General features: G+C 35.0%; 22 protein-coding genes. 10 read left to right on the forward strand and 12 right to left on the reverse strand.

The window, feature by feature from the left end:
- Window positions 1–62 precede the first annotated feature (62 nt).
- From CF599_RS04060 to CF599_RS04075, 4 genes are all read right to left on the reverse strand, one after another.
- Window positions 63–1676, reverse strand: coding sequence for a S8 family peptidase (locus CF599_RS04060; RefSeq protein ID WP_121964766.1), 1614 nt, complete (start codon window positions 1674–1676; stop codon window positions 63–65).
- Window positions 1677–1752: 76 nt separating this feature from the next.
- On the reverse strand, window positions 1753–2613 hold the full coding sequence (locus CF599_RS04065) for an MBL fold metallo-hydrolase (RefSeq protein ID WP_121964767.1): 861 nt from the start codon (window positions 2611–2613) through the stop codon (window positions 1753–1755).
- A gap of 111 nt (window positions 2614–2724) precedes the next feature.
- Entirely contained in the window at window positions 2725–3861 is a 1137-nt protein-coding gene (locus CF599_RS04070) for a DUF6266 family protein (RefSeq protein ID WP_121964768.1), read from the reverse strand.
- Window positions 3862–4764: 903 nt separating this feature from the next.
- Window positions 4765–5250 (reverse strand): hypothetical protein, encoded by a 486-nt coding sequence (locus CF599_RS04075; RefSeq protein ID WP_121964769.1) that lies wholly within the window; start codon window positions 5248–5250, stop codon window positions 4765–4767.
- A gap of 658 nt (window positions 5251–5908) precedes the next feature.
- On the opposite strand from CF599_RS04075, the gene CF599_RS04080 reads away from it, so the two are divergent.
- From CF599_RS04080 to sufD, 4 genes are all read left to right on the forward strand, one after another.
- Complete coding sequence (locus CF599_RS04080) at window positions 5909–6238, forward strand: iron-sulfur cluster assembly accessory protein (RefSeq protein ID WP_121964770.1); 330 nt, start codon at window positions 5909–5911, stop codon at window positions 6236–6238.
- Between the two features lie 106 nt (window positions 6239–6344).
- Window positions 6345–7793 carry a Fe-S cluster assembly protein SufB gene (sufB, locus tag CF599_RS04085; RefSeq protein WP_121964771.1) on the forward strand — a complete coding sequence of 483 codons (1449 nt, stop codon included), beginning with the start codon at window positions 6345–6347 and terminating at the stop codon, window positions 7791–7793.
- Between the two features lie 61 nt (window positions 7794–7854).
- Window positions 7855–8607, forward strand: coding sequence for a Fe-S cluster assembly ATPase SufC (gene sufC / locus CF599_RS04090; protein WP_121964772.1), 753 nt, complete (start codon window positions 7855–7857; stop codon window positions 8605–8607).
- A 43-nt stretch (window positions 8608–8650) separates the two neighbouring features.
- Complete coding sequence (sufD, locus tag CF599_RS04095; protein WP_121964773.1) at window positions 8651–9970, forward strand: Fe-S cluster assembly protein SufD; 1320 nt, start codon at window positions 8651–8653, stop codon at window positions 9968–9970.
- Between the two features lie 610 nt (window positions 9971–10580).
- On the opposite strand, the gene CF599_RS04100 is transcribed toward sufD, so the two are convergent.
- Both CF599_RS04100 and CF599_RS04105 read right to left on the reverse strand, forming a co-directional pair.
- Window positions 10581–12275, reverse strand: a complete 1695-nt coding sequence (locus CF599_RS04100) for a ribonucleoside-diphosphate reductase subunit alpha (protein WP_121964774.1) — start codon at window positions 12273–12275, stop codon at window positions 10581–10583.
- 32 nt (window positions 12276–12307) lie between these two features.
- A complete protein-coding gene (locus tag CF599_RS04105; RefSeq protein ID WP_121964775.1) occupies window positions 12308–13285 on the reverse strand; it encodes a ribonucleotide-diphosphate reductase subunit beta in 978 nt (325 codons plus the stop codon).
- A 558-nt stretch (window positions 13286–13843) separates the two neighbouring features.
- On the opposite strand from CF599_RS04105, the gene CF599_RS04110 reads away from it, so the two are divergent.
- Window positions 13844–14437, forward strand: a complete 594-nt coding sequence (locus CF599_RS04110) for a hypothetical protein (protein ID WP_121964776.1) — start codon at window positions 13844–13846, stop codon at window positions 14435–14437.
- Window positions 14438–14457: 20 nt separating this feature from the next.
- Here the strand turns inward: CF599_RS04110 and CF599_RS04115 are convergent, their stop codons facing one another.
- The 4 genes from CF599_RS04115 to CF599_RS04130 are packed head-to-tail and all read right to left on the reverse strand — an operon-like array spanning window position 14458 to window position 18185.
- On the reverse strand, window positions 14458–15498 hold the full coding sequence (locus tag CF599_RS04115; protein WP_121964777.1) for a hemin-degrading factor: 1041 nt from the start codon (window positions 15496–15498) through the stop codon (window positions 14458–14460).
- A gap of 10 nt (window positions 15499–15508) precedes the next feature.
- The gene (locus CF599_RS04120) at window positions 15509–16285 is read right to left on the reverse strand and encodes a heme ABC transporter ATP-binding protein (protein ID WP_121964778.1); all 777 of its coding nucleotides are present in this window, start codon (window positions 16283–16285) and stop codon (window positions 15509–15511) included.
- Window positions 16286–16288: 3 nt separating this feature from the next.
- Window positions 16289–17320: an iron ABC transporter permease gene (locus tag CF599_RS04125; protein WP_121964779.1), complete on the reverse strand. Its 1032-nt coding sequence runs from the start codon at window positions 17318–17320 to the stop codon at window positions 16289–16291.
- A 7-nt stretch (window positions 17321–17327) separates the two neighbouring features.
- A complete protein-coding gene (locus CF599_RS04130) occupies window positions 17328–18185 on the reverse strand; it encodes a hemin ABC transporter substrate-binding protein (RefSeq protein ID WP_121964780.1) in 858 nt (285 codons plus the stop codon).
- A gap of 188 nt (window positions 18186–18373) precedes the next feature.
- Here CF599_RS04130 and CF599_RS04135 point away from each other — a divergent pair, with 188 nt between their 5' ends.
- From CF599_RS04135 to CF599_RS04155, 5 genes are read left to right on the forward strand one after another with little or no spacing between them, the layout of a single operon-like run.
- Entirely contained in the window at window positions 18374–19588 is a 1215-nt protein-coding gene (locus CF599_RS04135; protein WP_121964868.1) for an aminotransferase class V-fold PLP-dependent enzyme, read from the forward strand.
- A gap of 20 nt (window positions 19589–19608) precedes the next feature.
- Window positions 19609–20031 carry a SufE family protein gene (locus CF599_RS04140; RefSeq protein WP_121964781.1) on the forward strand — a complete coding sequence of 141 codons (423 nt, stop codon included), beginning with the start codon at window positions 19609–19611 and terminating at the stop codon, window positions 20029–20031.
- A gap of 11 nt (window positions 20032–20042) precedes the next feature.
- On the forward strand, window positions 20043–20363 hold the full coding sequence (locus CF599_RS04145; protein WP_121964782.1) for an iron-sulfur cluster assembly protein: 321 nt from the start codon (window positions 20043–20045) through the stop codon (window positions 20361–20363).
- 2 nt (window positions 20364–20365) lie between these two features.
- Complete coding sequence (locus CF599_RS04150) at window positions 20366–20881, forward strand: DUF2480 family protein (RefSeq protein WP_121964783.1); 516 nt, start codon at window positions 20366–20368, stop codon at window positions 20879–20881.
- Window positions 20882–20937: 56 nt separating this feature from the next.
- Window positions 20938–21792, forward strand: a complete 855-nt coding sequence (locus CF599_RS04155; RefSeq protein WP_121964784.1) for a DUF3078 domain-containing protein — start codon at window positions 20938–20940, stop codon at window positions 21790–21792.
- Between the two features lie 56 nt (window positions 21793–21848).
- Here CF599_RS04155 and asnA read toward each other — a convergent pair whose 3' ends face one another.
- Window positions 21849–22853 carry an aspartate--ammonia ligase gene (gene asnA / locus CF599_RS04160; RefSeq protein ID WP_121964785.1) on the reverse strand — a complete coding sequence of 335 codons (1005 nt, stop codon included), beginning with the start codon at window positions 22851–22853 and terminating at the stop codon, window positions 21849–21851.
- Between the two features lie 263 nt (window positions 22854–23116).
- The gene (gene hflX, locus CF599_RS04165) at window positions 23117–24349 is read right to left on the reverse strand and encodes a GTPase HflX (protein WP_121964786.1); all 1233 of its coding nucleotides are present in this window, start codon (window positions 24347–24349) and stop codon (window positions 23117–23119) included.
- Window positions 24350–24499: the final 150 nt, after the last annotated feature.

The raw sequence follows: 24499 nt of genomic DNA on the forward strand, positions 1-24499 counted from the left end.
TTGAAATCAAAACTCCACAAATAAGTGAATAAATGTGGAGTTATGTATTAGGGTTATTTAGTTTATTTCTTTGATTGAGATAATTTCTCTGCTAATAATAACGCATTATAAGCATTAACGAATTTACCTGAAGTAGAGATAGATTTGAAGTTTCTAACCTCTTTTTTACTACCAACTACTACATCGAAGTTTACTGCCACACCAGAGTCCATGATAATCTTCTTAACCTCTCCTGCTGTAAACTGTGGGTAGTATGCTCTTACTAGAGCCGCTACACCTGCTACATTAGGTGATGCCATAGAAGTTCCTTGCAGATACTCATAAGTATTAGTAGGTACTGTCGCATAAATCTTCACTCCCGGAGCGAATACATCTACATCATAGTGACCATAGTTAGAGAAACGAGCGACCATATTCTTACCAAATTCTGGGTTAAGCGCTCCTACTACTAAGAAGTTGTTAGAAATCTCTGGTCCCATTTTCACGTTATCATTAGGATAGCGCTCTACTCCACCTGGGATGTTTAAGTCCATCGCGTCATTACCTGCAGCTACTACGATAAGTACATCTTTCTCCTCAGCATATTTGATAGCATCACGTACCCATTGACTATTTTCTTCGAAGTATTTACCGAAACTACCATTGATAACTTTTGCACCGTTATCTACAGCATATCTGATACCTAAAGCGATGTCTTTATCATACTCATCACCATCTGGCACAGCTCTTACAGCCATGATTTCCACTACTTCAGAAGCCACACCATCACCACCTAAGTTGTTATGACGAGACTGAGCGATAATACCAGCTACGTGTGTACCGTGCTTAGCTTCTTCTCTTACAGGACCGATAACATTGTTATTACCATAGATTCTGTCGTTGATGTCAGCAGGATTATCACCTACTATTTTTCTACCATCAAACTCTAAGTTCAAATGGTGTTTTCTCTTGCTTTCTACACTGTTTTTGTAAGATTCTAACCAAGATAACTCTCTACCACCAGCTAAGATGTTATAAATAACATTTTTAGAGTGAGTGATTTCTTCTGGAGCATCTAATGAGATCTTGTTTAAGTCCTCTATTGTGTAGTCTTTTTTGTCTAGATATTTAGCGATACGTTCGTTAGCACGTAATAACATATCTACACGAAGTTTACTCTCTTGATTATCTTTTATCTCTTGATCGTATTCTTTGACAGCTCTTTTGTATTGTGCAGAACCATCATCTCCTCTGCGGATTACACGTACCATCTCTACATTCTCATATACTGCTTCTCCTAAGAAGTTCCATCCGTGAATATCGTCTACATAACCATTGTTATCATCATCGATACCATTACCAGCTACCTCTTTAGGGTTAGTCCACACTTGTGATTTTAAATCATCATGATCGATCTCTACACCAGAATCTACTACTCCTACGATAACTTTCTTAGGTAGTTTTTTTCCTTTTAGAATCTCTTCATATGCTCTGTCTACAGACATTCCTGGAACAGTATCATTAATGATGTCTAAATGACTCCATCTTCTAAGTTGTTCTTCAGTCAGTTTCGTTGTTCTCTTAGGTAAATTATCTACCCCTTCGATAGGAGTACTTACTACCTTAGATACAGTACCACAGCTAGTTAAAGCTAATGCTAAAGCAGCCGAAAGGTATAAAGGTTTAATCAATCGCATTCTAGTTAATTTTAAATTGTCTATGTTATTCGTGCTAAAAATATAAATAAGTTACATCTTAACGGTGTACTTAACACTAAATTAAGATATCATTAGCTTTTAAATTGTCATTTAATCGCACTCCTTTTTCAGTGTGTTGCACTGTGATTATTTCGTTGTGCGCATCGTGTTCTAAGAATAAATACCACTGCTCATCTGCAGCCATCTTTAGAAACTTCTCTTTCTCACCTAAAGTCAACAATGGTCTAGTATCGTACCCCATTACATAAGGTAAAGGGATGTGACCTACAGTAGGAAGTAAGTCTGCTACATAGGCAATCTTCTTACCGTTATAATTGATAATAGGAATCATCTGTTTCTCAGTATGTCCATCTGCAAAGAAGATATCAAAGCCAAGTTCTGAGTTATGTAACAAGTCAGTATTAGGTCTATTTATAAAATTAAGTGCTCCACTCTCGTGGATAGGTAGAATGTTTTCTGATAAGAATGACGCCTTCTCACGAGCATTCGGCTTAGTTGCCCATTCCCAGTGATTCTCATTTGTCCAGTATTTTGCATTCTTAAACGCATTGACGTATCCTGTTTTATCTGCATTCCAATCTACTGCACCACCTACGTGGTCAAAGTGTAAGTGTGTCAAGAATACATCTGTGATGTCATCTCTGTGAAACCCATGCTTAGCCAGTGACTTGTCTATAGTATGGTCTCCCCATAAATTATAATATCCGAAGAACTTTTCAGACTGCTTATTTCCCATTCCTGTGTCTATAAGAATCAGTCTGTTCCCATCTTCTATTAATAAAAGTCTAGCGGCTAGATCTATTAGGTTATTTCCATCAGCAGGGTTAGTCTTATCCCAGATTACTTTAGGAACCACTCCGAACATAGCACCACCGTCTAGTTTAAAGTTGCCACTTTCTATAGCATATAATTTCATAATTGATTTAGTTTATTTGAGTTAGGTGCAAATTACATAATTAATCAGAGAAATTAGCGATTTATCCTAAAAACCCAACTAAATAAAGGATGTTTTTACATTTTATATTTCTCATTCTTTCTGTTCTTCACTGATATTAGAAAGTTCTAAAATAGAGCGCACTTCATCGAATACTCCCTCATTAGGTTGATCAGCCTTTACGGTGGATTTTGGCTCTAGAGATTGGTTGATAATCTCTTTGTTTACTTTTCGGATATAGCCTGGTGGAGTCCATTTTTTCAATTTCTTTTCTTTATCAGAAGCATCTATTGAAGATAGGGTAGTTTTATCTTCAGTAGAAGATTTCTCTGAATCTATAGTTAGATTTAGCTCTGTAGAATGTACTTGATCTACTGCCTGCTTTTCTTTGAACGGTGATATAAAGAGAGATATAGCTTCTATTTCAGTACTTGTATCAACTTCTTTTAGAAAGTCTTTAAGAGAGATCTCTCTAGCTTGTTCTATAGGTACAACCTCAGAAAATGTCTGCTGTCTGTTTTCGGCTTTCTGTTCCCCCTTTTCTACTTCCTTTTCTCTGATTTTTGTTTCCTCCTCTGCGCTTTCTAGTTCTATAATTCCGTGAAAACAGCTTGTACTGTTGACACTACCATCAGCGGCTTTCCACATACTCCAAAAGTAAACAGTACCCTTATCCCAATCAGCGGGTATGCTAAAATGAGCATACTTATCTACGCGATTTCCCACATCAGCTATTGCAATGAATTGGTCTAGGGTTTCGTTATACAGCATCATCGTCAGTTTATCTGTATTTAGTGTAAGAGCATTAATCAATCCATTTTCCCATTGCACTTTAAACTTACCTGTCTTTAGGCGATTAATCTTCTTGATTACTGCAGGAGCAAGGTTTCCGATAGATAGTAGAGCTTCTTCTACTTTGATATGTTGTTCTTCATTGCTTACCCCAATCCCTTGCGTCATTAACCTAGAGATCATTTGTTCTTTACCTGTAATCCACTTTTCTCCATTATGTACAGCAGGACAATTCGCATTGACAAAATCCTTAAACTTACTAGCAAACGTTGATACTAGGCTCATCTTATCCCATTGTAGCAATTGCTTCATTGATGGTTTTTTTCTTGATTTGCGAGGTTTAGCGCGGATGTAATTTACTCCTCTCCACGTTGCCCCAACTACTGTTCCTACTTTACCATTTACTGGACCTAGTATACCCTGTTTTATTTCTGCCATAACTTATGTTTTTTTGTGTTTTTGGTTTTTTGTGATTTTGTTTTAATTCACTGTCATCTAATGTATGTTATTGTATATGAGCTGATTATTTTTTGAATTTGTAATATAAAAAAATCAGCATACCTAGTACATAAGTGGTAAGAAAAATTTTAATGTTGTTCAGCCCTTAGTCACTCTACCTTGATGGCTGAATGCGAATTAATTAAGCATTAAAAACACTGAAAATTATTTCGTTTTTAGTCAGATTTTGCCGTATGGTATTGTAATTAAGAGTTAGATTGAATTTTGGATTGGAGTAGAATAGCAGAAGAATAAAAGCAGTATTATTGGGCAGAATATTCTCAGCCCAATGATTGTTCTATCATTCTCCAAGTATTGTCCTAGGATTTTACAACATAGCCCTAATTTGTTGGGATTGAGGAGGGTATTAGAGAAGGAGCATAATTACGGTATTTTAGTTAAATTATTGTTTATTAGATTGTTATGTTTAAATGGGTTTCAAAAAAATGAAAGAAAAAGCAATCTTGGGGCTTACTAGAAGGCTTGTAGAAGGGGAGGGGGAAAAAAATGTAGTATTTTGGTGTATTCAATTCTATTTTTTATGGTTTATCAATTAGGGTTGAGTAAAAAAATGATTGTAAAAAAGATTGGTTAAGGAGAGGTTATTATTGTGAGGATCATCATTTATATTACTTAGAGCTAACAAAAACTTGGTACGCAATCTATATAATGCATTTGTATCTGTAGAGGATCGCGTGCTGTCTGTTTTAAAAAGATAGTGTGACATGCATAATAATGCGTCTGTACCTGAAGTGGATTGTGTGAGGTTTAATCGTATAAAAAAAGCTGCTTACAGAGACATTGTCTCTGTAAGCAGCTTTTCTTGTTTTATGTATGTACTTATTAGTATCGGAAGTAAGAATATGCGATGTAATAAGTTCCTTTTGGATATCCCTTGTTTATGGCTTCTTGTTCACTTACGTGGTATCTAACGTCCATTTGACCACGGGTTATTTTGTCAATAGTGTAAGTCTCCATATCACCTAAACCTTGTTTTTTATCTATTAGAACAAGCTGGTCGCCCTTAACTCTATAGTCAAACTTCCATTCGTTAATAACTCTTTCATTTTTATTATTGTATACGAACTTCGTTTCTAATCCGTCGTAATTTCCAAATATAATTTCTGTTGCTTGCCAATTATAAGTATTGACAGGTGGTAATAGATCAGTTATTTTTTTTTGGTTTCGATCTAAGTACGTTATTGATACCTGTCTCCAAGTGCCAATTATCCCTTTTTCATTAACTAAAGGAGTATCGTCGCTTTTAGAACACGATGTAGCTGTTAGCCCTAGTACGGCAACAAGCATTAGTAAAAATGTCTTTTTCATAACAATTATTTTTGTACAAATTTACTAGAAGTACTAATGATATGTTCACTGTATCAGTACAGTACCTATTTATTTAGAGGGAATAATTGGGTTTGTTACTGATAATAAATTTTAAAAAGGCTATTCTTTTTAATGATGCATTGGTGTTGTGTAGGAATAGTAGTGACAATGTTTAATAGTGTAGGTTAAACATTGTAAACTAGATAAAAGATGTCTTATTGGTGATGATCATGTTATTTTATCCCAAATGGATACTTGTCTTAGGTAAATATGGTCAGTTTTGTATAATTTATACGATAATATTTTGGTGTTTTATTGATAAGGGATAACTTTGTCTTTTAATAGAGGTTATTACTTTTTCCTTTAATTGTTCAATACATTCTTTTAAATGTCCTTGAATTTTAGCGTTAAAGTTGCAATCTTTGTGATGTGATTAGAAATTGAAGTTAGAGGTGATGATTAAGTGATTAGTTATTAGTAGGTATTTTACTAAAGTAATTCGAAAAGAATAGCAAAAAACAACATCTAGCGATAGTTTTTATTGATATTAGTATTAAAACTTCTAATCGTTATAAATATGTTAGTTAGCGTAAGAAACCATTTTTTTATAATACCTTTGTGGCTTACATTTTAGAACTAATCTATTTTAAAAAAAGGTATGATAAAAGTTTCAGATATAGCAAGTAAACGCGTAGCCCTGATGATGGAAGATGAAGGGTTTAACTCTGGTACAGATTATGTACGTGTAGGAGTGACAAGCGGAGGATGTTCCGGACTTTCGTATCAATTAAAATTTGATCGTGAAGTAGGTGAGGATGATAAAATCTTCGAAGATAATGGTGTGAAAATCGCTGTAGATAAGAAGAGTTTTTTATACCTAGTAGGAACAACTTTAGAGTATTCTGGAGGATTGAACGGAAAAGGGTTTTACTTCAACAATCCAAATGCAAGTAGAACTTGTGGATGTGGAGAGAGCTTTTCATTATAAGACCTCAAGGTAGAAAGACGGGCTTATGTCCGTCTCTCTTTCCTTTTGATAATTAGTTGAATTTAAAGAAGCGTACGAGAAAGTAGTGGCTTTTAAGTATAAATATATGAGTAAGTATACAGAAGAAGATTTAAAGAAAGAATTAGAAACCAAGGAATATGAATATGGATTCTATACAGATATAGAGTCTGAGACATTTCCTGTTGGACTAAATGAAGATATTGTTAGAGCGATCTCTGCTAAGAAGGGTGAGCCTACATGGATGACTGAATGGAGACTAGAGGCATTCCGTATATGGAAGACTATGGTAGAGCCTGAATGGGCGAATGTAAATTATACTAAACCGGACTTCCAAGCGATCTCTTATTATTCGGCTCCTAAGAAGAAGGATTCATATAAGAGTTTAGACGAGGTAGATCCTGAATTACTTGAGACATTTAGTAAATTAGGTATATCACTGAATGAACAAAAGCGTTTATCTGGTGTAGCGATGGATATCGTGATGGACTCTGTGTCTGTAGCGACTACTTTTAAAGATACATTAGCTGAGCGTGGTATTATATTCTGTTCTATCTCTGAGGCGATCAAGAATCACCCTGAGTTAGTGAAGAAATATTTAGGATCGGTAGTGCCACAGACGGATAACTTCTATGCAGCGTTAAACTCTGCTGTATTCTCTGATGGATCGTTCTGTTATATTCCTAAGGGCGTTCGTTGTCCGATGGAATTATCTACATATTTCCGTATTAACCAAGCAGGTACAGGTCAATTCGAGCGTACGTTAGTTATTGCTGATGAGGGTAGTTATGTTTCTTACTTAGAGGGATGTACTGCACCATCACGTGATGAGAATCAATTACACGCTGCTGTAGTAGAACTTATCGCTATGGATGATGCTGAGATTAAGTATTCTACTGTACAAAACTGGTTCCCTGGAGACAGTAATGGTAAAGGTGGGGTATTTAACTTCGTGACTAAACGTGGTCTATGTGAGAAGAATGCTAAGATATCGTGGACACAAGTAGAGACTGGATCTGCGGTAACGTGGAAATATCCATCTTGTATCTTGAAAGGGGATAACTCTATCGGAGAGTTTTACTCTATCGCTGTGACGAATAACTTCCAACAGGCAGATACTGGTACTAAAATGATTCACTTAGGTAAGAATACAAAGTCGACAATTATTTCGAAAGGTATTTCTGCTGGTAAATCTCAAAATAGTTATAGAGGATTGGTTCACATGGGACCAAGAGCTGAGAATGCTCGTAACTTCTCTCAATGTGACTCTTTATTAATGGGTAATGAGTGTGGTGCTCATACGTTCCCTTATATCGAGGCGAAGAATACTACTGCTAAGATAGAGCACGAGGCGACTACTAGTAAGATCGGTGAAGATCAGATCTTCTACTGTAATCAACGTGGTATTCCTACTGAGAAAGCTATTGCACTTATCGTTAACGGATTCTCAAAAGAGGTGTTAAACAAGTTGCCAATGGAGTTCGCTGTAGAAGCACAAAAATTATTAGAGATTTCTTTAGAAGGAAGTGTGGGTTAATCTACCACTGACTAAAGAATAAAAATCAGATTACCTCAACAAAATTAAACAAGACAATCTTATGTTACAGATAAAGAATTTACACGCAAGTGTTGAAGATAAAGAAATATTAAAGGGAATTAACTTAGAAGTGAAAGCGGGTGAAGTACACGCTATCATGGGGCCTAACGGTGCTGGTAAGAGTACATTATCATCTGTAATCACAGGTAATGAGGCATTCGAAGTAACAGAAGGTGAGATCATCTTAGAAGGTGAGGAGTTAGGAGAATTAGGACCAGAAGAGAGAGCACATAAAGGAGTTTTCTTATCGTTCCAATATCCAGTAGAGATCCCAGGTGTTTCTGTAACTAACTTTATGAAAACAGCAATCAACGAATCACGTAAAGCACAAGGTCTTGAAGAAATGCCTGCTAGTGATATGTTGAAAAAAATTAAAGAGAAAGCAGAGTTATTAGAGATCGATAGAAAGTTCTTATCACGTTCTCTTAATGAAGGATTCTCTGGTGGTGAGAAGAAGCGTAATGAGATCTTCCAGATGGCTATGTTAGAGCCTAAGTTAGCGATCTTAGATGAGACTGACTCAGGATTAGATATTGATGCACTTCGTATCGTAGCTAACGGAGTTAATAAATTAAAAAGCAAGGATAATGCAGTAATCTTGATTACGCACTACCAACGTTTATTAGACTATATCGTGCCAGATTTCGTACACGTATTATACGATGGAAAAATCGTTATGACAGGTGGAAAAGAATTGGCATTGGAATTAGAAGAAAAAGGATACGATTGGATCAAAGCTTCTTTAGAGAAGTAGTCAAGAGAATCAATCATTTTAATCTAATTGCAAAGAAAGAATTATGGAGCTTAAAGATAAATTAGTTACGTCTTTTGTAGCTTTTGAACAAGGGTTAGTAGGTGAGCACGAAGGGCTACACAACATCCGTTTAGAGGCATTAAAGACATTCGAAGATAAAGGTTTTCCTACTAAGAAGGACGAAGCGTGGAAATACACATCATTAAATTCAGTTTTAAAGAATGAGTTTCGCGTACTTCAAAAAGAGGAAACAGCGATAGAATATAAAGAAGTTAAAAGGTATTTCTTAAGTGATTCTGATACATATAAATTGGTGTTTATCAATGGAGTATTCAGTTCTCACTTATCATCTACTACACACGATGGACTAGATGTATGTCTGATGTCGTCTGCTATGACTAAGCCTAAGTATAAAATGGTAATTGATGCCTTTTATAACAATTCGGCTGATAAGTCTGATAGTATGACTGCTTTAAACACTGCATTCGCTACTGAAGGGGCGTTTATTAATGTTCCTAAAGGTAAGGTAGTGGCTAAGCCTATCGAGATTATATACTTATCTACAGTAGAAGATAAAGCGTTATTAGTACAACCGCGTAACTTAGTGGTAGTAGGTGAGAATGCTTATGTTCAAATAGTAGAGAGACACCAGTCTCTTAATGAAGAAGTAGTATTAACGAATGCTGTAACAGAGATCGTAGCGCAAAAACGTGCTATAGTAGATTTCTATAAATTACAGAATGATAAAGATACGGCTACTTTAGTAGATAATACTTATGTGACACAGAAGCAAGAGAGTAGAGTATCTGTACATACGTTCTCATTCGGAGGGAAGTTAATGAGAAATAACTTGAACTTCTATCAAGATGGTGAGCGTATCGATAGTACACTGAAAGGTGTAACGCTGATAGGTGCTAAACAACACGTGGATCACTATACATTAGTATCTCATAATCAACCGAACTGTGAGAGTCACCAGAACTATAAAGGTATCTATGACGATAACTCTACAGGGGTGTTTAATGGTAAGATCTATGTAGATAAAATAGCACAGAAAACAGATGGTTTCCAAAAGAGTAATAACATATTACTAAGTGAGAAAGCTACTATCTATGCTAAACCACAGTTAGAGATCTTCGCTGATGATGTGAAGTGTTCACATGGATGTACTATAGGACAGCTGAATGAAGATGCGATGTTCTATATGCGTCAAAGAGGTATTCCTCAAAAAGAAGCGAAAGCATTACTAATGTATGCTTTTACAGATGAAGTAATGGAGTCTGTAAAAATACCTGAGCTAAAAGCAAAAGTAGCTAAGGTTATTGCTAATAAGTTAGGAGTATCAATGGGATTTGAAATTTAATTTCACGTTTTTTATACTTGGTCAAATAAAAAAGAGACTGCCGATAGGTAGTCTCTTTTTGCATTTATATAAATGCGTTTGGTTGTTATGGTGGTGTATATCTTGTTGTCTTATGGGTTTAAATTAAAACGACCTAGCTACTTGGGGATAGTTAGGTCGTTTAAGAAAAAGAATGTTTGTTGTTTTTGTTGTACTATGTCTATTACATATACCGTGCCAAAAAAATAATGCTTATCTTATTTTAATATCTATATAGGGAGTTTTATTATGTATTTCAACTAATTAAGGTGTGTTTTATTTCTTTAATATGTTAATAAAGTGATGTAAATATAAAATATTATTTAGTCTATTGTATAGGTGCTGAGATAGTTAGCTCCTTCAGTTATTAGGTCGTGGTAGCAATATGTGTAGTTTTGAGGGGTTTTAAGCTTGTTTAAGCTTATTTAGTAGATTAGGAGTTGTACAGTGTAATTAAAGAGTAATATCTGCTTAAAGCTATTTATTTAAAAGGAATATATGCAAGAAATAAAACACACGGAGTATAGGAAACAAAAAAAGAGAACCTCCGTAGAGATTCTCTTCATAGATATAAGATAATAATCGATATTATTTACGATTCACAACTGCTACAAGTAACTAAGTTAGTTACCATTTCTTTAGATACACTTTGACTGCGTTGGTAGTAAAGTGTTTTAACTCCTAATTTCCACGCTTCGATAAGAAGATTATTTACTTCTTTAATAGGAAGGGCAGAAGGGATGTTAAGGTTTAAACTTTGTGCTTGATCAACATATTTTTGTCTAACAGCTGCCTGTTGTACAATCTCTAGTTGACTAATCTCTTTAAATGTTTTGAAGACTGCTTTTTCTTCTTCAGTTAATCCTTCTATCGTTTGGACACTACCACCGTTTAGCATAATAGTTCTCCATGTCTCTTCGTTATCTAGACCTTTTTGTTCTAGAAGTTGCATTAGATATTTGTTCTTACGCATGAAGTTCCCTTTAGATAATCCAGCTTTGTAGTAGTTACTACTAAATGGCTCGATACCTGGAGATGTTTGTCCTAAGATAGCTGATGAAGATGTAGTAGGAGCAATAGCCATCGTAGTGGTATTACGTCTTCCGTATCCTTTTAATATCTCTGGTTCTCCGTAGATACGCGCTAACTCTTGAGAAGCTTTATCTGCTTTGGCACTGATGTTTTGGAAGATAGAGTTTGTTAGCATTTTAGCTTGTAACCCTTCGAATGGGATCATATTCTTCTGTAAATATGAGTGCCATCCTAATACTCCTAATCCTAGTGCTCTATGACGTTTAGCAAAGCGATTAGCTGCTGCTAAGTAATAGTTACCTTCTGTCTTCTCGATGAACTCCTGTAATACAGCATCAAGGAAGAATATAGCTAACTTCACTGCTTCTGTGTCTTTCCACTCATCATATAGCTCTAAGTTCATAGATGATAAACAGCAGATGAATGATTCGTCATCAGATGAAGGAAGCATAATCTCAGAACATAAGTTACTTGCGTTCACACGCATATTAAGGTCTTTATATACTTGAGGTTTATTACTATTCACGTTATCAGAGAAGAATAAATAAGGCATTCCTTTCTGTTGACGGCTTTCTAATACTTTAGCCCATAACTGTCTTTTATCTCTGTCTCCATCGATCATCTCCTGCATCCAGTAGTCTGGTATACAAACTCCGTAGAATAGATTCTGAATAGGGTTACCGATATTTTTAATATTTAAGAATTCCTCACAGTCAGGGTGATCGATGTCTAAGTAAGCTGCAAATGCCCCACGACGTACACCTCCCTGAGAGATAGTATCCATAGCCGTGTCAAATAGCTTCATGAAACTTACTGCACCACTACTTTTACCATTATCAGTAACTGCACTTCCGCGTTCACGTAGTGTACCAAAATAACCAGAAGTACCACCACCAATCTTAGTTTGCATAATCACTTCACCAAGTTTATGTGTAATACCTTCTATTCCATCAGGTATATGTACGTTAAAACACGAGATAGGCAATCCTCTCTCAGTTCCCATATTAGCCCATATAGGAGAGCTTAAGCTCATCCATCCACGTTCTATCATCTCTTGGAAAGATTCTTTTAATTCTGGTTTATATAAACGTTTAGCAGCAGCAGTCGTAATACGATCAATAGCTCCTTCAACAGTCTCTCCTTTTAGTAAGTATCCTCTGTTTAGGATTTGCTCGCTTTCAGAGTTTTTCCACCATAGTTTAGGCACTAGGTTATCGTTATCTTCAGTCTGTAATGGTAATGAGAAATTATTCATAGAATTCTTTGTGGTTTTTGTAGTAATGAGATTTAGAATAGGTCGTCAGCTGAGAAACTCTTATCGTGTTTCGTATAATCTACTGGTCTTTTAGCGAAGAAATCGTCTAAGCTATTAGCGAATACTTCTTCTTCGAACCATGCCATAGGAGTGTATTGTTCAGTTGTAATGTTGAAGACTTTCTTAAGTCCAATCTTCTCCATACTTTCGTCTACTCTAAACTTCATGAAGTTTAATAAGTCACCTTTATTTACTGTTTCGATCTCACCATTGCTAAAGATCCAATCTAGTATTTTTGCTTCGATATCTATTGATTTATGGATAACTTCGTTCACATGATTAACAAGGTCTTCATCGAAGAAGTCTGGAAACTCTTGTCTAATAACATTTACGATGTAGATACCTGCATTAGCGTGTACTTGTTCATCTACAGATGTCCAGTTAATAATGTTACTTACATTCTTCATTAGCCCTTTAAAACGAGCAAATGATAGGATGATAGCAAACTGGCTGAATAAAGAGACATTCTCTATAAGTAAAGAGAACAAGATAAGAGATACTACATATTTCTTGCGATCTGTGTAGTTACCAGAGTTCTCTAATACTTCTGTTAAATACTCTACTCTTTCTTTGATAACAGGCACAGTTAATAAGTTCTCAAACTCATCATTGTATCCTAAGACATCTAACAATCTAGAATATGCTTCAGAGTGTCTGAATTCACACTCAGCAAATGTACTTCCTAGTCCATTAAACTCTGGTTTTGGGAAGTGTTGATATAAGTTTCCCCAGAATGTCTTAACTGCTACTTCGATTTGAGCAATGGCTAATAAACTGTGTTTAATAGCTAGCTGTTCTTCTCTCGTTAAGTGTGAATGGAAATCTTGTGTATCTGCTGTGAAGTCAACTTCACTGTGTACCCAAAAAGATTTATTAATAGCATCCGTGAATTGGTATATACCTGGATATTCAAAAGGTTTGTAGTTTACTCTTTTATCAAAAATCGACATAGCTGTATTTTTTTTGGTTTGTAAGGTTTTGTCGGATCCTTCTACTTAAAAACGACTTGTTTTATACATAGCTAATTGTTTTAAACTAGCTAAAACACTGTGATAAGTGCCTAAAGCAGTGTAGGAAACTGACAAAGTTATCTTAGCTAATTTACTGTTTACTAAGGACTAAATCAATAAAAAATATTTGAAAAGTGTAATTAGTTATTAAATAACTGTTGATAACTATTCTTTGAATAAATGTTGTGATTATCGAATTTTAGGTGAGACTATTTATATTTTAATTTATTGCTATTAGATTATCCTAATCCCGTTTCGCTATTCCTGCTTTTTACAGAAAGGAGGTGAAAAATATGTAATTTGTGTTTTTGGAGATGTAGAAGGTGGTCTACTTATTAGATGATTTTATAGAAGAGTATCGTATAATTTTTTAAGTCTATATCGATCTAGAATTTAATTATAGAAGGATATTTAGGTGCTAATAGGGGTATATTTAGATTAGTTGTATAATGATTTGATTTTCTTATATTTATATCTGTTTTTAATTAAATAACTATTATGGAGTATAAAATATATGGAACATTACTTAAAAAGATGATTCTGTTTATAGTGGGAATATTATTGATTAGTTCTTTATTGACTTTTTTGCTATTTAGGTGGCTTTACTATAGTAGTGATGTTTTTATTTTAGATAGAGTCGACTCAAGATTAGGATTATTTATTGTATGTATAATTGGATTGATTATCGCTTTTTTGGTTTCGTTAATTATGGAACCTAAGATATTTGGTTACTTTTTAATTAAATTGAATGAAGAGGGGATATATGTGTGTTTCAAATCTGAAACTTGGACTTTCTCTATGGAAGAAATTCTTAGTGTTAGAGTATTAGGTTCCGTTGGTGTTCTAAATATTACTCTGAAAAATAAGAATGAAGTGGTTAAGATAAGATTAGAGGCTTTTTCTCCTTTGCAATTTTTCTCTTTTAGGAATGTGAAGTTTGATCAAAAACAAACAGTAACTGACTTTGTACTTGAATTAAAAGAAGTGTTTGGTAAAAGTAATCTTAGGACAATAGATAAAAGTAGATTGTTTCAATCACAGGAGATATTTGATATTATGTACCTTAAGAAATTAAAAAATGCGGAAGAATAATCTCCCGCATTTAAAATATATTAAGCTAGTTTAGCTACTAATTCTCTCCACTGTTCTAATTCTGGTATTCCTGGTTTTCTCTTACCAAAGAATTGAACGATGATTTCTCCTATCTCATTAAAGACTTCAATAGAGGTAACAATACCATCTTCAGTAGGCTTACGTACTATCCAAGTCTGTGCGATCTTATCCATATCTAAGTGCATATTGAAGTCTGGATCAAGAACATTGTACCAATTCTGGTGCCACATAGTTCTCTTAACTTCACCTGTATGGATTTGGATATTTCCTCTGTTACCTACGAACACCATGATAGGCGTTTGAGATTCAGAAGCTCCTTCTAACATAGTTATGATTGCATCCTTAGTGATTTGTTTCGCATAGAATTCATCTGGTGCAAGTCGTAATGCTTGTGTACGAGTCACATTAAACTTTCTTAATAACATAAAGAAATCATGTGTATCCTTTAATTCTTTCCAAGCGCTTCTGAAACCTTCTACATCAATCTCCTCATCTAATCTCTCGTCAAGATTATGTAAGTAAGCTTCTGTAGTTTCTTCTGTTGATTGGTCATCAGAAGTATATTTCTTTACTAATGTGTGAAATGCCTCTTCATTACTCTGTGGTACTAAATATATTTTGTGAATAGCTTCTCCATCTTTACCAAAGAACTGTAAGCTCATTCTATCTTTATCACCTGTTTTCTCTACTACAGCAAAGACTTTTTTCCAATGGCTTAAGAAGATTCTTAAGTCAATATCAGGATTGACAAATAACCCTGCATGAGGGCTGCTAAAGTCAGGATTAGCATACACTCCTTTGCGTTCGTGCACACATTCGTCATTGCGTGTTAACGCCATCACTTTACCTAAAGTTTCTACTTCAGATAGCATAGCTTCAAATTCAGGTCTTAATCTAGTAACAGAATCACCTATTTGAGTAGCTAATAGCTCCATTTCACTAACGTTAAGTTCGTTAGCAGCGTTGCGTATTCTAGTATGAGGATTGGTCGCTTTTAAAGCATCCCAACGTTCTTTTAAAGTCTGAGTGTTTGTATTCATAGTTGTTGTTTTATGTTCCAAAGATGATTAGAGGATTATTACTCACTGGGTTTTTAGCCACTACACAAGGGAAGTTATATACTTTAGTAATAATTTCTTGTGTTAGTACTTGTTCAGGAATATCATATATTACTTTCTTACCTTTTTCTAAAAGCAATATCTTATCTGCATATTGAGCAGCTAGGTTTAGATCGTGTAATACTACAATGGCAGTGTTGCCTTTAGCAGTAAATTCTTTTATGATATCCATGATGCGATGCTGATGCAAGACATCAAGATTGTTTAAAGGCTCATCTAAGAATAACAGTTTATTTTCTACATTATTGTTTAATTGCGATAGAACTCTGGCTAAATGTACACGTTGTTTCTCCCCACCTGACAAGTGATTATATTCTCTGTGTTGTAGAGGGCAGATATCTATGCAGTCCATACTCTCCTTTACTGCAGTTTTATCTTCCTCAGTAGGAATATGATCAAAGTAAGGGTATCTTCCCATCATCACTACATCTTCTACATTAAGCGGAATATCACCATTGTGATGTTGTGAGAACTTCGCTTTGTGCTTAGGTAGTTCTTTTGTACACCATTTAGGATATTCACATGATTTAAGAAGTACTTTGTTACCTTTCTCATGTATTTCGTCAGCTAGTATACTTAAGAAAGTTGACTTACCTGCTCCATTAGGCCCAAGAATAGCGATAAACTCACCTTCTTTACATTCGAAGTCTATATCATTGATTATATAACTTCCTTTCGCTAAGTAGTTTATTTTATATGCTTCAATCATGGTTTAGAGTGATTTTTTAAACTTTATCAATATAGCGATAAATACTGGTGCTCCCATGATAGAAGTTAGTATTCCGATAGGTATCTCTGATGGAGGTACTAATGTTCTACTTATTGTGTCTGCTACTAGAAGTAAGATACTACCACATAATGTAGATAAAGGCAGAATAAAGTAATAATTAGACTTAAATACTAGACGTAAAATATAGGGAACGATAAGTCCTACGAATCCAATAGTACCTGTGAAAGCTACGATAGTCCCTACCATTAAAGCAGATAGTAAGACGATCATTTTTTTAGTTCTTTCAACAGGGATCCCTAAGTGAGTTGCATCTCGTTCACCTAACATCATTGCGTTTAAAGCCTTGCCCTTATTGATAAGCAAGATAATAGAAGTAAGTACTACTGCAGCCAGAATACCTACTTTAGTCCATGTGGCTCCTGCCAAGCTACCTAATGTCCAGAAAGTAAGATTTCTTAGTTCTTCATCACTAGATAGGTAGGTAAGTAAGCCTGTTGCTGCACCTGTAAGAGCTGTAATAGCGACTCCTGATAATAAAAGGATACTTACATTAGTTTTACCACCATTCGTAGACATTTTATAAACGAATGTCATCGTTATAATCGCTCCTACGAAACTCATTATACTTAGTAATGAGTAGTGTATTACCTCTGGAATTAGCGGTTTAATATGTGCTCCTAACACGATAGTCAGGGCAGCGAATAATACCGAACCTGCTGTTATACCAATAAGGTCTGGGGATGCCAAGGGATTCTTGAACATTCCTTGTAAGGTTGTTCCTGCAAGAGATAGTCCGGCGCCCACCAAGATTGCCATTATAACTCTGGGAAGTCGAACATCAAAAAATACATAATGGTCGCTTGGATTTACCTCTTGCGTTGTGAACAATATTTTATATAATGTCTGAAACGTACCCGCTTCGAACTGGTAAACTCCTATAAATATAGACACAGTGGCTATTACAATTAAGATAATAGATAATAGCAATGCGTAAAAAGAGAGTTTGGTTTTCATTCTGTGATTATTCTGATAGTAGTTTGTTTAATTCTTTTGCCGCTTGACCTACTCTTGGTCCGAAACCATTAAGTAATTGACCATCCATAGCAATTATCTTTTTGTTTTTACCTGCATTAGTTTTGCTGATACCGTCTATTTTTAGAACACCATCTACACCACCCATACTTTCTAATCCTGTTGTAAACATTAAGATATAATCTGGATTACTGTTTAGAAGTGACTCTGGAGTCAGAGGTTTGAAATCTTCAAACTCAGTTACTGCATTTTGTCCTCCTGCTAAGTTGATGATGCTGTTAGCTGGTGTTTTATCACCTGCTACTAACAATGTAGCAGCACCGCGAGCATAGATAAATAATACTTTAGGAGCTTTCTCAAACTTAACTACACCTTGTAAGTCTTGGTCTATTTTATCCTGAAGTTCTTTGTAATTGTCTTTGTTTAAAGATTTAGCTACAGCTTCGATTAATTGTTTAGATCCTTCTAATGTAAACTCTTGTTTAAGGATTTCTAAACGGATGTTTGCTTTTTGAAGAGATGCTTTAAAGTCATCTTTTAGGTCTTTCTCTGTTGCATAGATAACAGTAGGCTTTAAAGCCATAATGCTTTCTACAGATATCTTAGAAGTATGACCTAGATCTTGTGCTGTTTCTTTTAAATCTGTAGGGTAAGTACTTGTTACGTCTACAGCGATGATATTTTCTTTTTCTCCTAAGGCTACTAACGTTTCTGTAATAGCTCCATTTAGTGAGATAATTCTTTCTTTGACTTGAGCAGTTTCTACTGGTGTAGACTCTTGTTCTTTTTTGTTGTTACAGCTTACTACTGCTGTTACGATTAGAAATAATGCGACTAGTTTTTTCATAAAGGTTGATTATTTGAAATAGTTCTAAATTATGGCAAAAATAGAATGTTTTTTATGTGATACAAAACATATTTAGATTAATTTTAAATAATTATTTAGTAGGCCAAAGTATAGTAATGCTTATCTTTGCTACTAAATTTTATAAGTGTTAGAGCGAATAAAGGATTTTTAATTAAATGAAAAGTAATATGTTAGATATAAAGGCGATACGTAAGGATTTTCCTATCCTTACTCAATCAGTAAATGGGAAACCGTTAGTTTATTTTGACAATGCTGCTACTGCACAGAAACCTAAAGTGGTAGAGGATGCTATTATTCATTACTACGAAACTATCAACGCAAACATACATAGAGGGGTACATACACTAAGCCAATTGGCAACTGATGCGTATGAAGAATCTCGTAAAAAGATACAAGCTCATCTTAATGCTAAGCATGATTATGAAGTGTTGTTTACCGCAGGTACTACTTTTGGTATTAACCTTGTAGCAAGTGGTTTTGGTTCGTTGTTAAAAGCGGGTGATGAAATACTTATTTCGGCGTTAGAGCACCACTCTAATATTGTGCCTTGGCAGTTCGCATGTGAGCGTTCAGGCGCGACTCTTAAAGTGATTCCTATGAATCTTGAGGGAGAGTTAATTATGGAAGAGTTTGATAGATTATTGACATCAAATACTAAAATAGTTGCTGTAAACCATATTTCGAATGCATTAGGAACAATCAATCCTATTAAAGAGATTATCGAGAAAGCACATAAAGTAGGAGCAGCTGTTCTAATAGATGGGGCACAAGCTACTCCACACGTTAGACCTGATGTTCAGGATTTAGACTGTGATTTTTATGTATTCTCTGGACATAAGGTATGCGGGCCTACAGGAACAGGTATCCTTTATGGTAAGGAAGAATGGTTGAATAAATTACCTCCTTATCAAGGTGGGGGAGAGATGATCAAAACAGTTACGTTTGAGAAAACTACGTATGCATGTTTACCTCACAAGTTTGAAGCTGGTACTCCGAATATCGCTGGTGGTATTGTATTAGGAGTTGCTTTAGATTACTTAAATGAGTTAGGGTTTGAGAATATTGAAGCCTATGAGCATGAGTTGTTAGAGTATGGAACGAAGCGTTTACTTGAGATCGAAGGGCTTAAGATATACGGTACAGCGAAAGAGAAGACATCCGTAATCTCTTTTAATCTAGAGGGAATACACCCTTATGATGTTGGAGTTATTGTAGATAAACTTGGTGTAGCAGTACGTACAGGTCATCATTGTACTCAACCGATTATGGATTTCTTCGGAATACCAGGTACAATCAGAGCTTCTTTTGCTTTCTATAATACAAAAGAAGAAATAGATGTGTTAGTAGAGGCAGTGAAGAAAGCTCAAATGATGTTATCATAATTAAATAAAATTATAACGATATGACAATTAAAGAAATTCAAGATGAGATAGTTGATGATTTTTCAATGTTCGACGATTGGATGCAACGTTATGAATATATTATAGAATTAGGGAAGTCACTTCCTCTAATTGATCCTCAGTATCAGGTAGAACAAAACCTAATTAAGGGATGTCAATCGCAAGTTTGGTTATATGCAGAATTAGAAGGGGATAAAATATTCTTTACAGCGAATAGTGATGCTATTCTAACGAAAGGGATTATTGCTATTTTGATTCGTGTATTCTCAGGACAGAAAGCTGAAGATATTTTGAATGCAGATATGGCTTTTATAGACGAGATCGGTCTTAAGGAGCATTTATCTCCAACTAGAGCTAATGGTCTAGTTTCGATGATTAAACAAATTAAAATGTATGCTTTAGCTTATCAAGCAAAGCAAGAATAAAAAATAATAGTATGGAAGAAATAGATGTACAACAATTAGGAGAGAACATAGTTAAAGTACTTAAGACTATTTATGACCCTGAGATTCCAGTTGATATATATGAGTTAGGACTTATTTATGATGTATTCGTAAACGAGAGTCATGATGTGAAAATATTGATGACACTAACGTCTCCTAACTGTCCTGTGGCTGAGACATTGCCAATGGAAGTAGAAGAGAAGGTGCGCTCTATAGACAACGTTAAAGGTGTGGAGATAGAGTTGACTTTTGATCCTTCATGGACAAAGGATTTAATGAGTGAGGAAGCTCAGTTAGAGCTTGGTATGCTGTAATTATGGAAGGAGAAATCGTAAATAAGGTAGCTAATAGTGCTTTAAAAGTTTTTGATCTAGAAGATATATATCCTACTAATCCACGTATGGATATAGATATCGCACAGTGGTTATATGAAGGTTTTGTTCTGAGAGAGAAAGACTTTAGAGCTGCTCTTAAAGAAGTTGATTGGACTGTTTACCAAGATGCTTATGTGGGACTTTTTTGTTCGACTGATGCTATCTTGCCAGGATGGGCTTATATGTTATTGACGAGTCATTTACAGCCTGTAGCGAAGCGTATTTTCTTAGGAGATAGAGCTCACTTAGAGAAGTCTATCTACCAAGAGTTGTTATTTTCATTGGACTATTCTCAATATGCGGATTTACCGGTTATTATTAAAGGTTGTTCTAAGAAGGAAATACCTGAAGAAGCATATGTTTTAGCAACCCAATTAGTGATGAACCACGCGCGATCAGTGATGTTCGGAGAAGCGTGCTCAGCAGTACCTGTTTATAAAAAGTCAATTAAAAAGTAGTTCATTTTTTGTGATTTTAACTTATTGTTATTATTTTTGCTTAAAATTTTAACATTATGAAGAAACTAATTGTAGGATTATTTAGTGTATTAGCGGTGTATTCTGCTCAAGCTCAGGAAACTGAAGCTACTGCAACAGCAGAAATGGCTAGCCCATGGACGAAGACAGGTAACTTTACTTTTTTATTGAATCAGTCTAGTTTTTCTAACTGGCAAGCTGGTGGAGATAACAACGTCTCAGGAAACGTAAAAGTAAATTATGATTTCAATTACAAAGAAGGTGATTGGAACTGGGATAACAAAGTAATAGCTAGTTATGGTCTTACAAAGTTACAAGGACAAGATCAAAAGAAAACAGATGATAGATTTGAGTTCAACTCAATAGTTGGTAAGAAAGCTCAAGGTAACTGGTTTTACTCTGCTTTCTTGAACTTTAAAACACAGTTTGATACAGGAATTGATAAGAAAGGATTTAAAAATTCTCACTTCATGTCTCCAGCTTACTTACAAGTAGGTCCTGGTATGTTATGGAAGAAGAGCGATAATTTAAAAGTGAATATTGCACCTGCTACTTCTCGTTTAATATTCGTTCATAATCACTTCACTGAGTTTGGTGATGCTTTCGGTGTTGAACAAGGTAAATCAATGAAGTACCAACTGGGGATGTCTATTAATGGATACTACAAATTCGACGTTATGGAGAATGTATCTGTTGAGAATATCTTAAACTTATATTCTAACTACTTAAAGAAACCTGAGAACGTAGTTGTAGATTACCAATTGAATATAGTAATGAAGATTAACAAATATCTTTCTACTAACTTCACTTTCCAAACTATCTATGATGATCTTGCATTCCAAGGTTTCCAAATTAGAGAAATGGTTGGTGTAGGAGTTAATTATAATTTCTAATTAGTGCCAAATATATAAAAAGCAAAAGCTCGGTGATTTCACCGAGCTTTTGCTTTTTATAATAGATTGATTCCTTCTAATTCTGTTTGCTTTCTTACATCTTCAGGCCAGATACTTGCCTGTACTTCACCGATGTGTCTTTTGCGCAATAGGAACATACAAATTCTTGATTGTCCTAATCCACCACCGATGCATAGCGGTAGCTTTTCCGCTAGTAATAAGCTGTGATATAACAGTGTTTTCTTATCTGATGCACCAGCTAAATCTAATTGATGTTCTAAAGCATCTTTATCTACTCTTATTCCCATTGAAGATAGTTCTAGAGACTTCTCATGCACAGGGTTCCATACTAATAAATCCCCGTTTAAACCCTTATATCCTTCTTCTGTAGGTGTAGTCCAGTCATCATAATCAGCAGATCTGCTATCATGTGCCTCACCATTCGATAGTTTACCTCCGATACCGATGATAAATACAGCTCCATAATCCTTCGCTATGGCGTGTTCTCTTTCTTTTGGAGATAGAGTAGGGTATAGCTGTAATAATTGCTCAGAGTGAATAAAAGACAGCTTTTTAGGCAGGATAGGTTCTATCCCTTGATCTTTGTACACTTGTTCTTCTGTATCTAATAAGGCTTGGTAGATTTGACGTACTATATTTTTTAAATAACTAAGTGTTCTATCTGTTTTTTCTATTCTTAATTCCCAATCCCATTGATCAACATAAATAGAGTGGATAGGACTACTGTCCTCATCAGGACGCAATGCTTTCATATCCGTTAGAATCCCTTCATGAGCATCTAATTCTAGTTCTTGTAGTCTGATTCTTTTCCATTTTGCCAAAGAGTGAACTACTACGCCACGATTGTTATTTAGAAATTTTACAGGAAATGATACTGGACGCTCTATCCCGTTTAAATCATCGTTAATACCAGTCCCCTCATTTACGATCATTGGTGATGAAATAGGGAATAAGTTAAGTGCATCACATAGGCTTTTAGAGAATTGTGCTTTCACTAAAGCGATGGATTTTTCTGTCTGTAAAATTTCTTTTTTGCTCATGATTTTTTGTTTTTGAAAATGTTTTAAAATAAAAAAAGGCTCCTCAGAGAGGAGCCTTTAAACGGATAATGAAATAATATATAATTAACTTAAATCAATGCCAATAGGATTCCTCTTCGAGTCGTAGATACGATTCAAATTATTATTAGAGAAATTATTATTCATTGATAGATACATATAATCAGCTTTTTAGCAATACTGTAAAAATAGAAAAATATTATTACATACAGTTATTTTGTTAATTTATTTTATGAACAAATATTCTATTCTTCTTCCGAAGGCTCCATTAAGTGTTCATAATCGGGGAACAGAAAGTTGTTATACGGGAAGCGCGTAACGTGTATTTGACGTACCGTCTCGTATATTTTCTTTCTAAATTCTTCGAAGTTTTCCTTCTCTGTAGCAGAGATAAATATGGTGTTATCTTCTCCCACTTTACTCATCCACGTTTTCTTCCACTCTTCTATTGTGTAGTGTTTAGAAGTACGCTCTGTCATTAAATCATCTTCTTCTATAGTCTCTGCTTTATAAGCATCGATCTTATTAAAGACCATAATTGTTGGCTTGTCGTTACTCTTGATATCCTTTAGGATCTCATTTACAGATTCGATATGCTCTTCAAAATCGTGATGTGAGATATCCACTACGTGTAATAGTAAATCTGCCTCTCTCACCTCATCAAGTGTACTTTTAAATGACTCAACTAATTGAGTAGGTAGCTTGCGGATAAATCCTACCGTATCTGATAATAAGAATGGCAAGTTACCGATTACGATCTTGCGCACTGTAGTATCTAGCGTTGCGAATAGTTTATTCTCAACGAATACTTCACTCTTACCTACAGCATTCATCAGGGTAGATTTACCTACGTTAGTATACCCTACTAGCGCCACACGTACCATTGCACCGCGATTTCCACGTTGAGAAGCCATCTGTTTATCGATAACCTTTAGTTTCTCTCTAAGTAGAGTGATACGGTCACGTACGATACGTCTATCCGTTTCGATCTCTGTCTCTCCTGGTCCTCTCATACCGATACCTCCACGCTGTCTCTCTAAGTGAGTCCACATACCTGATAGTCTAGGTAGTAAATATTGGAACTGTGCTAACTCCACTTGCGTACGTGCGTATGAAGTCTGTGCTCTTTGAGCGAAGATATCTAGGATTAAGTTCGTACGGTCTAATACCTTACAATCTAATTCTCTAGAAATATTTTTTTGTTGAGCTGGTGTCAACTCATCATCGAATATTACCGTATGAATATCGTTCTCTACAATGTAACTATGGATTTCTTCCATTTTCCCTGTACCTACGAAGGTCTTAGGATTTGGCTTATCCATTTTTTGTGTAAAGCGCTTATATACTTCTCCTCCTGCTGTAAATGTCAAAAACTCTAGCTCATCTAGATACTCTTTAAGCTTCGACTCATCTTGATTTTGTGTAATGATTCCTACAATTACAGAACGTTCAAAATTTATTTCTTCTCTTTCAATCATATAAACTTATATTATACTACAAAATTAATAAAATTGTCAGACTAAATGAGAATATACAGTAAATAACTGTTTATTAATTTGTTATCAATACCCCTAAATGAACAAATATTATGAAAACATTTGCGTTTTTTATGATATCGTGAATGTTTT

Origin of the sequence: Myroides sp. N17-2 (genome assembly GCF_002286775.1) — a bacterium.
Lineage (GTDB): Bacteria > Bacteroidota > Bacteroidia > Flavobacteriales > Flavobacteriaceae > Flavobacterium.

Bases quoted from the DNA above. Each gene is read 5' to 3' on its own strand.
- CF599_RS04060 (WP_121964766.1), bottom strand. From the start codon at position 1,676: ATGCGATTGATTAAACCTTTATACCTTTCGGCTGCTTTAGCATTAGCT.
- CF599_RS04065 (WP_121964767.1), bottom strand. From the start codon at position 2,613: ATGAAATTATATGCTATAGAAAGTGGCAACTTTAAACTAGACGGTGGT.
- CF599_RS04070 (WP_121964768.1), bottom strand. From the start codon at position 3,861: ATGGCAGAAATAAAACAGGGTATACTAGGTCCAGTAAATGGTAAAGTA.
- CF599_RS04075 (WP_121964769.1), bottom strand. From the start codon at position 5,250: ATGAAAAAGACATTTTTACTAATGCTTGTTGCCGTACTAGGGCTAACA.
- CF599_RS04080 (WP_121964770.1), top strand. From the start codon at position 5,909: ATGATAAAAGTTTCAGATATAGCAAGTAAACGCGTAGCCCTGATGATG.
- sufB (WP_121964771.1), top strand. From the start codon at position 6,345: ATGAGTAAGTATACAGAAGAAGATTTAAAGAAAGAATTAGAAACCAAG.
- sufC (WP_121964772.1), top strand. From the start codon at position 7,855: ATGTTACAGATAAAGAATTTACACGCAAGTGTTGAAGATAAAGAAATA.
- sufD (WP_121964773.1), top strand. From the start codon at position 8,651: ATGGAGCTTAAAGATAAATTAGTTACGTCTTTTGTAGCTTTTGAACAA.
- CF599_RS04100 (WP_121964774.1), bottom strand. From the start codon at position 12,275: ATGAATAATTTCTCATTACCATTACAGACTGAAGATAACGATAACCTA.
- CF599_RS04105 (WP_121964775.1), bottom strand. From the start codon at position 13,285: ATGTCGATTTTTGATAAAAGAGTAAACTACAAACCTTTTGAATATCCA.
- CF599_RS04110 (WP_121964776.1), top strand. From the start codon at position 13,844: ATGGAGTATAAAATATATGGAACATTACTTAAAAAGATGATTCTGTTT.
- CF599_RS04115 (WP_121964777.1), bottom strand. From the start codon at position 15,498: ATGAATACAAACACTCAGACTTTAAAAGAACGTTGGGATGCTTTAAAA.
- CF599_RS04120 (WP_121964778.1), bottom strand. From the start codon at position 16,285: ATGATTGAAGCATATAAAATAAACTACTTAGCGAAAGGAAGTTATATA.
- CF599_RS04125 (WP_121964779.1), bottom strand. From the start codon at position 17,320: ATGAAAACCAAACTCTCTTTTTACGCATTGCTATTATCTATTATCTTA.
- CF599_RS04130 (WP_121964780.1), bottom strand. From the start codon at position 18,185: ATGAAAAAACTAGTCGCATTATTTCTAATCGTAACAGCAGTAGTAAGC.
- CF599_RS04135 (WP_121964868.1), top strand. From the start codon at position 18,374: ATGTTAGATATAAAGGCGATACGTAAGGATTTTCCTATCCTTACTCAA.
- CF599_RS04140 (WP_121964781.1), top strand. From the start codon at position 19,609: ATGACAATTAAAGAAATTCAAGATGAGATAGTTGATGATTTTTCAATG.
- CF599_RS04145 (WP_121964782.1), top strand. From the start codon at position 20,043: ATGGAAGAAATAGATGTACAACAATTAGGAGAGAACATAGTTAAAGTA.
- CF599_RS04150 (WP_121964783.1), top strand. From the start codon at position 20,366: ATGGAAGGAGAAATCGTAAATAAGGTAGCTAATAGTGCTTTAAAAGTT.
- CF599_RS04155 (WP_121964784.1), top strand. From the start codon at position 20,938: ATGAAGAAACTAATTGTAGGATTATTTAGTGTATTAGCGGTGTATTCT.
- asnA (WP_121964785.1), bottom strand. From the start codon at position 22,853: ATGAGCAAAAAAGAAATTTTACAGACAGAAAAATCCATCGCTTTAGTG.
- hflX (WP_121964786.1), bottom strand. From the start codon at position 24,349: ATGATTGAAAGAGAAGAAATAAATTTTGAACGTTCTGTAATTGTAGGA.